The 13,401-nt window shown below is 37.8% G+C and carries 18 protein-coding genes; 10 read left to right on the top strand and 8 right to left on the bottom strand.

Annotation, left to right across the window (positions count from 1 at the left end):
- The 4 genes from fliH (at position 1) to MNY28_RS11205 (ending at position 3,513) form a co-directional block, all read left to right on the top strand.
- Positions 1-780 carry a flagellar assembly protein FliH gene (gene fliH / locus MNY28_RS11190; protein ID WP_346389887.1) on the top strand — a complete coding sequence of 260 codons (780 nt, stop codon included), beginning with the start codon at positions 1-3 and terminating at the stop codon, positions 778-780.
- A gap of 1 nt (position 781) precedes the next feature.
- On the top strand, positions 782-2,605 hold the full coding sequence (gene dxs / locus MNY28_RS11195) for a 1-deoxy-D-xylulose-5-phosphate synthase (RefSeq protein ID WP_346389925.1): 1,824 nt from the start codon (positions 782-784) through the stop codon (positions 2,603-2,605).
- Between the two features lie 72 nt (positions 2,606-2,677).
- Positions 2,678-3,109, top strand: a complete 432-nt coding sequence (locus tag MNY28_RS11200; RefSeq protein WP_346389888.1) for a DUF4395 domain-containing protein — start codon at positions 2,678-2,680, stop codon at positions 3,107-3,109.
- Positions 3,109-3,513, top strand: coding sequence for an Rrf2 family transcriptional regulator (locus MNY28_RS11205; protein WP_346389889.1), 405 nt, complete (start codon positions 3,109-3,111; stop codon positions 3,511-3,513). The genes MNY28_RS11200 and MNY28_RS11205 overlap by 1 nt, the downstream gene beginning before the upstream one ends.
- On the opposite strand, the gene pgeF is transcribed toward MNY28_RS11205, so the two are convergent.
- Entirely contained in the window at positions 3,510-4,232 is a 723-nt protein-coding gene (pgeF, locus tag MNY28_RS11210; RefSeq protein WP_346389890.1) for a peptidoglycan editing factor PgeF, read from the bottom strand. The genes MNY28_RS11205 and pgeF overlap by 4 nt on opposite strands.
- Positions 4,233-4,278: 46 nt before the next feature.
- On the opposite strand from pgeF, the gene ovoA reads away from it, so the two are divergent.
- From ovoA to MNY28_RS11230, 4 genes are read left to right on the top strand one after another with little or no spacing between them, the layout of a single operon-like run.
- Positions 4,279-6,378, top strand: a complete 2,100-nt coding sequence (ovoA, locus tag MNY28_RS11215; protein WP_346389891.1) for a 5-histidylcysteine sulfoxide synthase — start codon at positions 4,279-4,281, stop codon at positions 6,376-6,378.
- Positions 6,363-7,559 (top strand): pyridoxal phosphate-dependent aminotransferase, encoded by a 1,197-nt coding sequence (locus MNY28_RS11220; RefSeq protein ID WP_346389892.1) that lies wholly within the window; start codon positions 6,363-6,365, stop codon positions 7,557-7,559. The genes ovoA and MNY28_RS11220 overlap by 16 nt, the downstream gene beginning before the upstream one ends.
- A complete protein-coding gene (locus MNY28_RS11225; RefSeq protein ID WP_151899808.1) occupies positions 7,552-7,773 on the top strand; it encodes a hypothetical protein in 222 nt (73 codons plus the stop codon). Before MNY28_RS11220 ends, MNY28_RS11225 begins: the two co-directional genes overlap by 8 nt.
- The gene (locus tag MNY28_RS11230) at positions 7,774-8,199 is read left to right on the top strand and encodes a pyridoxamine 5'-phosphate oxidase family protein (RefSeq protein ID WP_151899809.1); all 426 of its coding nucleotides are present in this window, start codon (positions 7,774-7,776) and stop codon (positions 8,197-8,199) included.
- On the opposite strand, the gene MNY28_RS11235 is transcribed toward MNY28_RS11230, so the two are convergent.
- Positions 8,174-8,347: a uracil-DNA glycosylase gene (locus MNY28_RS11235; RefSeq protein ID WP_151899810.1), complete on the bottom strand. Its 174-nt coding sequence runs from the start codon at positions 8,345-8,347 to the stop codon at positions 8,174-8,176. The genes MNY28_RS11230 and MNY28_RS11235 overlap by 26 nt on opposite strands.
- A gap of 81 nt (positions 8,348-8,428) precedes the next feature.
- On the opposite strand from MNY28_RS11235, the gene MNY28_RS11240 reads away from it, so the two are divergent.
- Positions 8,429-9,124, top strand: a complete 696-nt coding sequence (locus MNY28_RS11240; protein ID WP_346389893.1) for a dUTP diphosphatase — start codon at positions 8,429-8,431, stop codon at positions 9,122-9,124.
- 3 nt (positions 9,125-9,127) lie between these two features.
- Positions 9,128-9,700, top strand: a complete 573-nt coding sequence (locus tag MNY28_RS11245) for an ATP-binding cassette domain-containing protein (protein WP_346389894.1) — start codon at positions 9,128-9,130, stop codon at positions 9,698-9,700.
- Here the strand turns inward: MNY28_RS11245 and crcB are convergent.
- From crcB to purC, 6 genes are read right to left on the bottom strand one after another with little or no spacing between them, the layout of a single operon-like run.
- Positions 9,690-10,079 carry a fluoride efflux transporter CrcB gene (crcB, locus tag MNY28_RS11250; protein ID WP_151899813.1) on the bottom strand — a complete coding sequence of 130 codons (390 nt, stop codon included), beginning with the start codon at positions 10,077-10,079 and terminating at the stop codon, positions 9,690-9,692. The two genes, MNY28_RS11245 and crcB, sit on opposite strands and share 11 nt — an antisense overlap.
- Positions 10,048-10,746, bottom strand: a complete 699-nt coding sequence (locus MNY28_RS11255) for a lysophospholipid acyltransferase family protein (protein WP_346389895.1) — start codon at positions 10,744-10,746, stop codon at positions 10,048-10,050. The genes crcB and MNY28_RS11255 overlap by 32 nt, the downstream gene beginning before the upstream one ends.
- On the bottom strand, positions 10,724-11,770 hold the full coding sequence (locus MNY28_RS11260; protein ID WP_151899815.1) for a hypothetical protein: 1,047 nt from the start codon (positions 11,768-11,770) through the stop codon (positions 10,724-10,726). Before MNY28_RS11260 ends, MNY28_RS11255 begins: the two co-directional genes overlap by 23 nt.
- Positions 11,767-12,441, bottom strand: a complete 675-nt coding sequence (gene purQ / locus MNY28_RS11265; RefSeq protein ID WP_346389896.1) for a phosphoribosylformylglycinamidine synthase I — start codon at positions 12,439-12,441, stop codon at positions 11,767-11,769. The genes MNY28_RS11260 and purQ overlap by 4 nt, the downstream gene beginning before the upstream one ends.
- Complete coding sequence (gene purS, locus MNY28_RS11270) at positions 12,441-12,680, bottom strand: phosphoribosylformylglycinamidine synthase subunit PurS (RefSeq protein WP_151899817.1); 240 nt, start codon at positions 12,678-12,680, stop codon at positions 12,441-12,443. The genes purQ and purS overlap by 1 nt, the downstream gene beginning before the upstream one ends.
- A 3-nt stretch (positions 12,681-12,683) precedes the next feature.
- Positions 12,684-13,397, bottom strand: a complete 714-nt coding sequence (gene purC / locus MNY28_RS11275) for a phosphoribosylaminoimidazolesuccinocarboxamide synthase (RefSeq protein ID WP_151899818.1) — start codon at positions 13,395-13,397, stop codon at positions 12,684-12,686.
- Between the last annotated feature and the right edge of the window lie 4 nt (positions 13,398-13,401).

Consider the following 13,401-nt stretch of genomic DNA (forward strand, 5'->3'; position numbering starts at 1 on the left):
ATGGCAACTATAATATCTGAAAATGAAATTAACGAGCATAATGTGCAAAAATACAGTTTTAAAGTTATTGCAATGGGCTCAAAAGAAGAGCAAAAAAAAGAAAACAAGGTATTTACACAAGAAGACAATCCAAAGGCAAGAGCTTCGGATGTTGATTCGAGTGCTCTGAGTACGAGTTCAAAAGATTCGCTTATAGAGTCTTTAATGAAAAAAACAGATGAAATGTCATCAAACTTTATAAAATTGCAAATGAGACTCGAAGCCAAAGAAGAAGAGTTTCAAGAAGAACTGAAAAAAGCCAGGGAAGAGGCTTTTGCTGAAGGCTTGAAGGCCGGAGAGGCAAAAGCAAGAGAAGAGATCGACAAAACACTGCGAAGTAAACTCGAGCTTTTGACAAACTCCATACAAAAACTTGAAGAGAGTGCGGGTGAATTTGAAAAAGCTTTAGAAGGGATAAAGAACGAATTGCTGCATGCGGCCATAGACATTGCAAAAGAGGTTGTACAGATTGAAGTCAGTGAAAATTCCTCACAGATTGCTAAAAAACTCAGTGATGAGTTGATACAGGAATTACAAAATGCTTCTAAAATAACACTGAAGGTCAATCCAAAAGATCACAGCGCTATCGCAGAACATTTTACCAAACTTGAGCATGTAAAAGTTTTGCCTGAAAGTGCAGTAAGTGAAGGCGGTGTTATAGTTTTGAGTGATGCAGGCAATATTGATGCACAAATATCAAAAAGATTTGAGAGAGTAAAAAAGGCAGCTTTAAGTGAGTAGAATGAATATAAAAGAGAAAAGTATTAAAGAGCTTGAAGCTCTCAGTGAAGATATAAGAAAACGAATTTTGGAAGTTGTGAGTAAGAATGGCGGACATTTGAGTTCTACTCTCGGGGCTACAGAGATAATTGTGGCAATGCATAAAGTATTTGATTCTCAAAAGGATCCTTTTATCTTTGATGTATCACACCAGGCGTATGCCCACAAACTGCTTACAGGAAGATGGGAAGAATTTGACACACTCAGACAGTTTAACGGAATATGCGGTTATACAAAACCAAGCGAAAGCAGCGATGACTATTTTGTGGCAGGACACAGTTCCACTTCAATATCTTTGGGAGTCGGGGCTGCCAAAGCCATAGCGCTTAAAGGTCAGCAAAATGAACGTATTCCCGTGGTGCTTATCGGTGACGGTTCTATGACGGCAGGTATGGTGTATGAGGCGTTAAATGAGTTGGGTGAGAGAAAGTACCCGATGATTATTATTTTAAATGATAATGAGATGAGCATAGCAAAACCTATTGGTGCAATCAGCAGAATGCTCAGCTCTGCCATGGCATCTCCTTTTTACCAAAGATTTAAAAAAAATACGGAGAGTTTTGTCGACAACTTTGGCGACGGTGCCAGGTATATAGCCAAGCGCATGGAAGAATCTTTGAAGCTCATTACTCCGGGCATACTCTTTGAAGAGATGGGGATTAACTATATAGGTCCAATAGACGGGCACAATATTGCACAACTTGTAGAGATACTCAAAACGGCAAGAAAATTAAACGAACCGGTTATAATTCATGCACAGACTCTTAAAGGAAAAGGGTATGAAATTGCAGAAGGCAAAGAAGAAAAATGGCATGGTGTCGGTCCGTTTGATCTTTCAAGTGGAAGTTCTGCCAAAAAAGCCGCAACAAAAAGCGCGACACAGATATATACCGAGTCTCTTCTTTCTTTATGTGAAAAAAATGAGAAGATTGTCGGTGTTACAGCAGCAATGCCAAGCGGTACAGGGCTAAGTGAGCTTATAAAAAAATATCCGACACGTTTTTGGGATGTGGCTATTGCAGAACAGCATGCCGTGACTTCTATGGCAGCACTGGCAAAAGAGGGATTTAAACCTTTTTGCAGTATTTATTCCACATTTTTGCAGCGTGCCTATGATCAGGTAATTCACGATACCTGTTTGATGGATCTGCCTGTTGTATTTGCACTTGACCGTGCCGGAATTGTTGGAGAAGACGGAGAAACCCACCAGGGTGTATTTGATGTCAGTTATTTGCGGACTATTCCAAATATGACACTGTTTGCACCTAGAGATGAGAAGAGTTTTCATCAGGCAATGGGTTTTGCCGCAAAATATGAGCATCCGTGTTCTTTGCGTTATCCAAGGGGTTCTTTTACAGAAACTGATTTGCCTGAGTCTGCACCTTTTGAACTTGGAAAATCCCAGCTTTTACAGACGGCAAAGAGCAATATTCTTTTTATCGGTTACGGAAATGGTGTCGGACGGGCATATCAAACAGCACAATGCATGAAAGAAGATGTAAGTATTCTCGATTTACGTTTTGTAAAACCGCTTGATGAAGAGATGCTCAAAGATTTGTCAAACAGGTATAACAAATGGTTTGTTTTTTCAGATACGGCAAAGTATGGCGGTGTCGGCTCTGCAATTTTAGAGTTTTTGGCAAAGGAGAATATTTTAAATATATCCGTTGTATCTTTTGAATACGAGGATGCATTTATCACACACGGTAATACCAGAGTTGTAGAAGAGTCTTTAGAACTCTTGCCTGAACAACTGGCAAAAAAAGTCACAAACCATAAACCTTAGTAACCTACTATGTTTACTTGACTTTAAGCGACTTCTTTATTATTATTCCAACAATCAATACAAGGAGTCGGCATGAGTCAAAAGTCCTGTCCTATATCATTTATCAAAGTTGATGCTAATATTGTCAGAATTAATGCATCTTATATTTTACTGCTTTTCAGTCTTTATCTTAGTACATCATCCAGGGGTATTGTGCTTTTTTTAATTGCAGATTTTATGATAAGACTTTTTATTGACAAAAACTACAGCCCTTTGTACTTCCTGTCTGCAAGAACTAAAGAGCTGTTACATGTAAAGAGTAAATTTGAAGATGCTGCAGCTAAAAGACTGGCTACATATTTTGGGTTGATATTTTTAGTATTTATAGTATTATTTGATCTATTGCATGCACAAATGCTGTTTTATATTATGAGTGGTGTTTTTCTTGTATGTCTGTTTTTGGAAGTTGCTTTTAACTACTGTCTGGGATGCAAAATGTATTATTTATATAAAAGATTTATGTAATGGTAGGCGTGTCTACAAAAAGCCTGTATGGCGTTGCAGCAATGCATGCGTTGTACAATTCTCCCAGAAACAAGCTGATGCAGATAAAAGAGATAGCTGCGATGACGCAAATTTCGCACGGTTACCTTGAACAAATTCTTTCAAGCTTGAAAAAGCACGGCTTTGTTGTAAGTATAAGAGGTGTAAACGGAGGGTATAAACTGGCCACAGATGCTTCTGATATTATCGTTCTAGATATTGTAGAAGCCTTGGAAGGAGAACTTTTTGTAGTAGGACAAAATGTTGGAGCAAGTGTAGTGCTGGACTCTTTTTGGAAAGATATTCAGGAGAAAGTCCGTGCTGTTTTTCATGTAAAACTCTCTGAACTTGACAAGGCATATGCAACATATTTTTATGAAATTTAAAGCATAATAATCCCTGCAAATCTTCCAGTGGGGCTGTTCTTTCTGTAAGAATAAAATCTGTCAGAATGACAACAGTTGCAAATATCTGATATCTCAATATTCTTGGCTAAAACACCTGCTGCACAGAACTGTTTCTTGAGTATTGCTCTGATATCCAGGTAGAATTTCTTTCCTTTTTTATCAACAGCATAACTGACTTCTTTCTCTTTTGCCTCTTTGTAAATCTGCTTATTTATTTCATAACATTTCTGACATATTGCAGGTCCGACGGTGACTAGAAGATCCTTCATATCAGATGCGAAACTCCTGACAAAACTGTTAAGAACATTTTGAACAATATTTTCAAAGGCTCCTGCTCTGCCGGCATGTGCCGCAGCAATGACATTTTGTTTGGGATCATAAAAAAGGACCGGAGAACAGTCGGCTGCCATTACCAGCAGAGGGGTGTTTTTTTTATTTGTAATCACTGCGTCACAGGTAGGAGGATTGAAAAAGTTGTCGTTTTTATCAACTGTTTTTACAATATTTGAGTGAATCTGTTTCATGTGTACAAGTGTTTTATAGTCATAATGGAGTTTTTTTGCCAAAGTTTTATGATTTCGCAGTACATTTTTTGGATTATCCTGAACATGAAAGGCTAAATTCCCGCTTTCCTTACATGTAAAGGCATGTGTGAGTTTTGAGTAGTTGTTTAATAATTTACTTTGATAAAATTTCATATAATGATTATAACATAAGCCATGATAAATAGAAAAAGGAAAAATATTGAGTAAACTAAGTATGTACCCGGTCACACTTGATGGAGAAAATATTGAGAAAAAACGCAAAGAGATACGCGAGTACTTCCATAATACCTTTGATCTGTTTGAAAAAGTTTTTGAATTGTTGCAAGATGAGTCTGTGTTTTACAAGAAAAGCGAACCGACCCGTCATCCAATGATATTTTATTTTGGACATACAGCGACCTTTTTTGTAAACAGACTTGTGAGTATGCAAATAATTTATGAAAGAATAAATCCTGAGTTTGAGTCTCTGTTTGCTGTAGGCGTGGATGAAATGCGTTGGGATGATCTGGACGAGTCACGCTACAGGTGGCCTGAAGTCTCAGCAGTGAAAAATTACCGGGATGCTGTGCGAAAACTGGTGGACAGATTGATCATGCAGTTGGAGTTTAGCTTACCGATAAAACAGAACTCACCAATGTGGATTATACTGATGGGGATAGAGCATGAACGTATTCACATAGAGACATCTTTGGTGCTGCATCGTCAAATGCCTCTGGAATATATCAAAGATGTTCCTGAATTCAATATCTGTACACACTCTTCAGATACGCCTCAAAATGAGATGATAACACTCAAGGGCGATACAGTTACTCTGGGAAAAGCCAAGAATCATCATCTGTATGGATGGGATAATGAATATGGCAGCTATGAAGAAGTTGTTAAAGATTTTCAGGTTTGTAAATTTCTTGTCAGCAATGGCGAATTTATGGAGTTTGTCAATGACGGCGGATATGAGACAAAAGAGTACTGGGATGAAGAAGGGTTGGTGTTTTTAGAAAAATCCAATGCAAAGCATCCTCATTTTTGGGTCAAAGAAAACGGAGTCTTTAAGTACAGAGCGTTGAGCAAGATTATAGATATGCCGCAAGATTGGCCTGTAGATGTGAATGCTCTTGAGGCAGAAGCATTTTGCAGATACAAAAGCAAAAAAGAGAATAAAGAGTATCTCCTTCCAAGTGAGGCAGAATATGAGTTGATATATAAAAAAGCCAATCTTAAAGATGTTCCTGCCCTGCATGAGAGTCGTGCAAATATCAATTTTTATCATTATGCTTCCTCCTGTCCTGTTGATGAGTTCGGTTTTAACGGGATTTATGATGTTATAGGAAATGTATGGCAGTGGAGCAGAACACCGATACGCCCTTTTAAAGGTTTTGAAGTGCATGCGGCCTATGACGACTTTTCTGTGCCTACTTTTGATGACAAGCATGCTATGATACTCGGTTCATCATGGGCCAGCAGTGGAAACCTAATCATGAAACACTCTCGGTATGCATTTAGAAAACACTTTTTTCAAAATGCCGGTTTTCGCTATGTTATAACACAAAACAGCAAAGATGACCGTGGAGATATCTATGAGAGTGATGAACTTGTTTCACAGTATTGTGAATTTCAGTATGGTGACACGCATTTTGGTGTTGAAAATTTTGCCATAGCCTGTGCAAAGATTGCTGCAAAATATGCAACAAATACAACAAAAGCACTGGATTTAGGCTGCGCAACAGGAAGAGCCAGTTTCGAGCTTGCAAAAATATTTGACAAAGTTGAGGGTATAGATTTTTCTGTACGTTTCATTCAGGTCGGTTCCAAATTACAAGAAGCAGGCTATGTTGCGTTTACATGTAAGGAAGAGGGTGAACTCAGTATCAATAAAAAAGTGACTCTGCAGGATTTGGGATATGAGCAGTTGGCTGAGAAAGTCTCTTTTTGGCAGGGAGATGCCTGTAACCTGAAGCCTGATTTCACTGCGTATGATTTGATAATGGCGACGAATCTCATAGACAGACTTTACAACCCAAGACTCTTTTTGGACACGGTAGACCAAAGACTCAATGCCGACGGTATACTGATGCTTACCTCTCCCTATACATGGCAGGAAAGCTCTACAAAAAAAGAGTTTTGGCTTGGCGGATACAAAGATGAAAACGGGAATGCAGTCAGAACAATAGAGCGCCTGAAAGATATTCTGCATGATAAATTTGAGCTTTTACATGTAGAAGATTTGGAGTTTGTCATAAAAGAAACAGCAAGAAAATATCAACATACCGTTTCACAGGTAAGTGTATGGAAAAAGCGTTGAAGAAGTACAGTTTTGATACAGCCAGTGAACGTGAAGGCAGCAATGCGGAAAAATATGTTTTAAGAGAACAGCTTTTCGGTACACAGGATGTCCTTCCTGTATGGGTAGCAGATATGGATATAGATACACCACAGTGTGTTTTGGATGCTGTGAAAAAAAGACTCCGACATCCGGTGATGGGATATGAAGAGGTACCGGAGTCCGCATTTATGGCACAGATTGCATGGATGAAACAAGAGCATAATGTTACTTTTGCATTGGAAGATATGTTCTATTCCCATTCTGTTGTAGCATCGATGCATACTGCTATAGAGGCTTTTACAAAAGAGGGAGAGGGTGTTATCGTACAAACACCTGTCTATCCGCCTTTTTTCCACAGTGTTTTGCAATTAAACAGAAAACTTGTCAAAAATCCGCTTACATGTAACAAGCAGGGAAAATATGAATTTGATATAGAAGATTTGAAAGCAAAAATTGATGAAAATACAAAGCTTTTACTGCTGTGTTCTCCTCATAATCCTGTGGGAAGAGTATGGAAAAAAGAGGAACTTGAACAGATACTGGAAGTTTGTCTACAACATAATATTGTCGTTTTTGCGGATGAAATACATGCTGATCTGGTCTATGCACCATACAAACATACTCCGTTTGCCGCATTAGGCTCACGGGCAAAAGATATTACACTTACCGCAATTGGCGTAGGAAAAACTTTTAATATGGCAGGTTTTGCAATAAGCACAGTAGCCATCCCGAACAAAGAGCTGCGGGAAAAATTTAAAAAAGCATATGACAAAGTGCATTTTGCCCAAGGCTCATCTTTGTCACATGTAGCATTTGAAGCTGCCTACAAAGAAGCAAAAGAGTGGCTTAGAGCATTGAAAATTCATTTATATGAAAACTATTCAATGCTGAGCGCACTTGCAAAAAAGTATCCGCACTTTATAAAGGTAACACCGATTGAGGCGACCTACCTGGCATGGATTGATTGTCGCGGTATGGGCTTAAAAGACAAAGAGCTCCGTAGCTTTTTTATCAAAGAAGCAAAACTCGGACTTAATCCCGGTATCAGTTTTGGCAGAGAAGGCAGTGGGTTTATGCGCTTGAATTTTGCGCTCAGCTCTGCTAAAATGGCAGAGGTCGTTCAAAGACTTGAAAATGCATTGAGGAAAATAAGTGGCTGATATAAACTGGAATGAGTATAAAGAGTACAAAAGATACACAGCAAAAAATGACAATTTCGCAATATTGCTTGATTTCATTAAGAGTTATTATAACATGACAAACCCTTTTGAAATATTTGAAATACTTGTTCAGGATGAAACGGCAAAAATGATGCTCGATAAACGCAATATAACAGATCCGGAAAAACTGGAAAATTTTATGTTCCAAAACTAAATGAAGAAAGAGTTAAAAAAAATTACTGCGTTTATTCAAAAACATCATGTGATGAGTCTGGCAACAACAGACAGGGACCAACTTAGCGTTTGCAGCCTTTTTTATGCGTATGACACGAAGAGTCTCTCTTTTATAGTAGCAAGCAGTGAAGAGACATTACATGTAAAGCATATTTTAAAAAATCCGTTTATTGCAGGGAATATTTTACTTGAAACACAGGAAGTCGGAAAAATTGAGGGTTTACAGTTTCGGGGGGAAATGAAGCAACTGCAAAACAGTGCTTTGAAAAAACTCTATTTTAAAACCTTTCCGTATGCATTGGCAATGATGCCCAAACTCTGGCAAATAGAAGTGCATTATTTTAAATTGACTGATAACAGACTGGGTTTTGGAAAAAAAATTATTTACGAACCGTTTTCACTTTAAACAAGGAGCAATCAGCCCCACTGCTGTTTAAAACCACCATAGAGGGAATCTGTACGGATTTAAATCCGTACGCTTTGCATCCATGCGGTTTTGATGCTTCCCAGGTTACATAATAGTATTCACATTTTCTACAATTAATTCTTTTCATAAATCTCTCTCTTTAAGTAAGTAATTCTAGCATATTAGATAAAATAAAGAAATGAATTTCTTCCAGATTAAAAGGAAACAGATGAATAATAAAATTTTTTTGATGCTGCAACTGCAAAATCAGCTCAACGATGCAACCAATGGTGAAGAGTGGACAAAAGGCATAACAAAAAACGGCAAGTCCATTAACTGGAAACGCTGTATATATATGGAGTGCGCAGAGATGGTGGACAGTTTTGGCTGGAAGCATTGGAAGAGTATAGATGTCGAGCCTGACTGGCAAAATCACCAGATTGAAGTTATAGATGTCTGGCATTTTATTATGAGCCTGGCAATAGAAGAATACAGTAAAAATTTACAAGGCGGCATCGAAGATATAGCGATAGACATATCAGCTTTGAAAGCACTCGGTGGCATAGAATCCGATGCTGCAGCATTTGCATCGCAGGAGGATGTGATGCAAAAAATTGAAAATCTAATACGCATTGCTGTCTCAAAAGAGAGCATTGCTTTAGAAGAACTGGTATCAGAATTTTTTGATTTGGTCAGTATGAGCGGTCTGAATCTAGAGACGCTTTATCGTCTTTATGTAGGAAAAAATATACTCAATCAGTTCCGTCAGGATCACGGATACAAAGAGGGCAGTTATATAAAAATCTGGAAGGGTGAAGAAGATAACGTTGTGATGAAAAGAATATGGGAAGAGCACGCTGATGTGACTCCTGATGAGCTGTATAAAAAACTTGAACAGGCCTATCCTGCAGAAAGTGAGAGCTGATTTTTGCAAGATACTGTTTTAGAGATAAAAAATGTAAGCTTTGGCTATACAAACAAGAAGCCTCTTTTTGAAAACTTTTCACTGTGTTTAAAACAGGGGGAGTTAAAGGCTATAGTCGGAGAGAGCGGAGCCGGCAAAAGTACACTTTTTGAACTTATACTCGGAAATCTCAAACCACAAAACGGTACGATTAAAGTTTCAAGGGTGTCTGAGATTTTTCAAGATCCTTACAGTTCCTTTCATCCGAGTTATACATTATTGCACCAAATAAAAGATGTGGCATCTTTGGATAATCTCAACAGTTTGATGGAAAATATGAGTTTTGAGTATGATCTGCTTTTAAAACTGCCGCATGAACTCTCAGGCGGACAGCTTCAGCGTGCATCTATCATAAGAGCTATGCTTATGAAGCCGCAACTCCTCTTACTGGATGAACCGACATCGGCACTTGATAATGTGATTCAGCTTGAAGTGATGAAAATGCTTATAAAAAATCTTGACTCAATGGGAATGCTTTTGATTACCCATGACATGGACTTGGCATCCTGGTGCGCAGATGAGGTCATCAGGATTTGAAAAAATGGTTGATGAGATAATAACCGCTTCCCGCCATAAATACTGTTCCAAAAACATTCAGTGCCATATTTAAAAGCCCCAACGCGATACTCCCTCCTTCCAAAAGCAAAAAACTTTCAATGGCAAAGGTGGAATAGGTGGTCAATGCACCTAAAATTCCTGTTGAGAGAAAAGATTTCATATGGGGTGTTAAAAAAGTTGAATACATAAAATATGCCAAAAGCGCACCCATAATAAAACTTCCTATGAGGTTGACACCAAGTGTCCCAAAAGGGAGTTCATGCGGTACTCTGTGGGAAATAAGCCCGTTAATGTATGAGCGTAATACTGCTCCGATAAATCCGCCGCTACCTATTGCTAGTATTGTTTGCCAGCTCATGATCGTATACCTTTTGCATTTTTTTTCTTAGTTCATTTAACCAGTCCGGATCATTTTTATCAGCAATAAAAGAGTCAAGAAAAACAACTTTTATATTTCGGGGAACATAATAAAAACGTTTCAGATCATAGCACTTTGCAGTCTCTATAAGAACGATAGGCTGCACTTTGAGCTTGTATTGATCTGCAATGACTTTGGCTCCTGACTTGAAAGGGAGCATTTTGGCTCCTTTTGAACGTGTGCCTTCTGGAAACATTGTAATGACTCTTTTCTTTTTCAGCCTGTCTTTGGCAGCACGAAGCAGTTTGATGAGAGATGTTTTGCTCTCCCTTTCTACTTCTATATCTTCTGGCATACTCATTGCCAAACCAAAAAACGGTACATCAAAAAGAGACTTTTTTGCAACCCATGTTATATCTTTATTTGTAACAGTCTCCAAAATACCGATATCCAAATCACTTTGGTGGTTTACTAAAAACATTTGTGCATCGGGGTCTTCTTTTCCTTCGACTGTTGTAGAAAAAAATGTAGTGAGCTTGATAAACCATGCTACTGCTTTTCTTGCATAGGGACGAGGTAAAATCGGATATAATATTATGGAAAAAGTCAGCCCTGTAAAGATAATAAACGTGGCATAAGCCCAACTAATATGAGCAAGTATCTTCATTTTTCACCCAGCCTATTTTATTGTTTTTCAGTTTTACTTTTATAAAGTTTCGCACCTGTCCTTCTTTCGTTAAATGGTATTGTGTTTGTGTTGTTTCAAATACAGTAGAGTTGTCTACCGGCAGCAGATAAAGAGGTGTACCCTCTTTGATACATACTTTTTTCTGGGGTATTGCCAGATAAATTATATAAATTAATGGTATGATAATAAAAATCAGATAGAAATATTTACGACGTACAAGAATTAGAATAAAACCTAAGAATGCCACAGCAGCCGCTATATACATCTTGATCGTATCATGTGACTGGTCTCGCGGTCGCAAGTCACTTTGTGTGGTAACACTGTCATCATTGACTATAATCGGGATTGTGACTAAAGCATAATCATTTTTAAGCAAATTAAAATAGGAAAAAGAAAAATTTTCTATTTTTTTGTCAATAATAACAAAATATATAATCTTCCCTTCCCTGTAGTTACCGGAAATTGATTCAAGTCCCTGCTTGTATACATGTTTAAAACGGATTTCATTCAGATCAGCGTTTTGTGCTGAGGCAACAAATATAACAATGTTGTGTGTATCGTCATACACTGTTGTTTTATACTCTTGAACAGTAAAACTATTGGCTATGATATTGGAAAAGTTTTCCCCGGGATTGAGTGTAATTACATTAAGGTTCGGACCTTGAAGCGTTGTGCTGTTGTAATCATGGGGTGCCATTAAAAAAGCTTCAATATCGGGAAGTTTTGCCTGTTTTTGTGTTGCCTGCATATGAAAAGTATCAAAATAATACTTTCCTTTTTGCACTCTCTGGGGTGCTTCATCAAGGATTTTGATACCTTGATGATTTGAAAATTCATACAAAACATCATCAAAGTTTTTTACTGTTGAGAGTGTTTTGTAAGTTACGGGAAATATTTCACCTTTAATAACTCTTGTCGGAATTTCATCATAGCTGAGATAAATCACTTTATTTGCAAAAAGTGATGTGATGAAAATGAGAGCAATTAAAAGTGCTTTGATCACGACGCTAAAAATCCTTCTAGCATTTTTATTCCGTCATCGCTTCCCAAGAGAGATTCCATAGCGCGTTCTGGATGCGGCATAAGGCCAAAAATATTTTTTTCTTTATTGCAAACACCTGCAATGCCTGCAACACTTCCGTTAGGATTTTGTATTTCACCGTTTGCGTCAGTGTATTTCAAAAGTATTTGTCCGTTGGCTTCAAGCTCTGCCAGACCCTCGTCATTTATGTAATAGTTTCCGTCATGGTGTGCTATTGGTATATTTACAACATCGCCGGTATGCAGTTTTTTTAAAAAAATATTGTCACAGTTTTCTACACGAAGATGGTGATGTTTTGAAATGAAGTGCAGCCCTTCGTTCCGCTTCAGTGCACCGGGAAGAAGTCTTGCTTCTGTTAAAACCTGAAAACCGTTACAAATACCTAAAATTTTTCCGCCATTTTCTGCATACTCTTTTACTGCAGACATAACAGGGCTGAATTTCGCAATAGCACCGCTTCTGAGGTAATCACCATAGGAAAACCCTCCTGCTACTACAAGCAAATCAGTATCTTCGGGTATTGTTGTAGATTTGTGCCATACTATCTGTGTTGTCGCACCAAGTTTTTCAAAAGCATACTGTGTATCATATTCACAGTTCGTTCCCGGAAATTGTAAAATAGAAACTTTCATTATACAAGCTCTATAGTATAGTCTTCAATTACGGTGTTTGCCAAAAGATCTTCACACATTTTTGTCACATCAGACATTGCTTTTTCTTTATCTGTTTCATTAATTTTGAGTATGATCTGTTTGCCTACACGAACATCTTCAACATTACCAAATTGCAGAGAGTTAAGGGCATGATGTACAGCTTTTCCCTGCGAGTCTAATACGCCTGCTTTTAAAAATACATTTACTATTGCTTTCATTTGTTATTTTCCTAAAATTCTGTTTAATACCTGCTCGTAAGCTACTGTAACGCCACCTAGTCCTTGTCGGAATCTGTCTTTATCCATTTTTTCACCACTTTGTATGTCCCAAAAACGGCAGTTGTCCGGTGAAATTTCATCAATGAGAATGATATTTCCCTCTTTGTCTTTTCCGAATTCAAGTTTAAAATCAACTAAATTCAAACCTTTCTGAGCAAAATAAGGCTTTAAAATATCATTTACCTGTCGAGCCATACGGCGAAGTTTGTCAAGCTCATCCTGAAAATCAACCAGTCCAAGAATCAGTGCATGCTGGTCATTGAGTTTAGGATCACCAAGTTCATCATTTTTGTAGTCAAATTCTACAAGAGTAAAAGGAAGAACCGTACCGTCTTCAATGCCAAGGTTGCGGGTAAGACTTCCCGTTGCAATATTGCGAACAATGACCTCTATGAGGATAACATCAACTTTTTTATGAAGCATGTGATTGTCATCAAGCATTTTCACAAAATGAGTAGGAATGCCATTCTTTTCCAAGAGTTTGAACAATTCTGTAGAAATTTTATTGTTCAGTGCTCCTTTTCCGACTTCGCTGGATTTTTTTTCGCCATTAAATGCTGTTAAGTCATCTTTAAATTCAGAAATGACTAAATTTTCATCTTCTGTCGCGTAGAGTTTTTTTGCCTTACCTTCGTAAAGTAATTCTTTTTTTTTCACGTTT

It is taken from the genome of Sulfurimonas sp. NWX367 (assembly GCF_039667065.1).
Classification (GTDB): Bacteria; Campylobacterota; Campylobacteria; order Campylobacterales; family Sulfurimonadaceae; genus Sulfurimonas; species Sulfurimonas hydrogeniphila.

What these genes read in the sequence shown, in the direction of transcription:
- pgeF (WP_346389890.1), bottom strand. Translation starts at nt 4,232, where the DNA reads ATGAAATTTTATCAAAGTAAATTATTAAACAACTACTCAAAACTCACA.
- crcB (WP_151899813.1), bottom strand. Translation starts at nt 10,079, where the DNA reads ATGAGCTGGCAAACAATACTAGCAATAGGTAGCGGCGGATTTATCGGA.
- purQ (WP_346389896.1), bottom strand. Translation starts at nt 12,441, where the DNA reads ATGAAAGTTTCTATTTTACAATTTCCGGGAACGAACTGTGAATATGAT.
- MNY28_RS11200 (WP_346389888.1), top strand. Translation starts at nt 2,678, where the DNA reads ATGAGTCAAAAGTCCTGTCCTATATCATTTATCAAAGTTGATGCTAAT.
- MNY28_RS11240 (WP_346389893.1), top strand. Translation starts at nt 8,429, where the DNA reads ATGAATAATAAAATTTTTTTGATGCTGCAACTGCAAAATCAGCTCAAC.
- dxs (WP_346389925.1), top strand. Translation starts at nt 782, where the DNA reads ATGAATATAAAAGAGAAAAGTATTAAAGAGCTTGAAGCTCTCAGTGAA.
- MNY28_RS11235 (WP_151899810.1), bottom strand. Translation starts at nt 8,347, where the DNA reads ATGAAAAGAATTAATTGTAGAAAATGTGAATACTATTATGTAACCTGG.
- fliH (WP_346389887.1), top strand. Translation starts at nt 1, where the DNA reads ATGGCAACTATAATATCTGAAAATGAAATTAACGAGCATAATGTGCAA.
- MNY28_RS11230 (WP_151899809.1), top strand. Translation starts at nt 7,774, where the DNA reads ATGAAGAAAGAGTTAAAAAAAATTACTGCGTTTATTCAAAAACATCAT.
- MNY28_RS11255 (WP_346389895.1), bottom strand. Translation starts at nt 10,746, where the DNA reads ATGAAGATACTTGCTCATATTAGTTGGGCTTATGCCACGTTTATTATC.
- purS (WP_151899817.1), bottom strand. Translation starts at nt 12,680, where the DNA reads ATGAAAGCAATAGTAAATGTATTTTTAAAAGCAGGCGTATTAGACTCG.
- MNY28_RS11205 (WP_346389889.1), top strand. Translation starts at nt 3,109, where the DNA reads ATGGTAGGCGTGTCTACAAAAAGCCTGTATGGCGTTGCAGCAATGCAT.
- MNY28_RS11220 (WP_346389892.1), top strand. Translation starts at nt 6,363, where the DNA reads ATGGAAAAAGCGTTGAAGAAGTACAGTTTTGATACAGCCAGTGAACGT.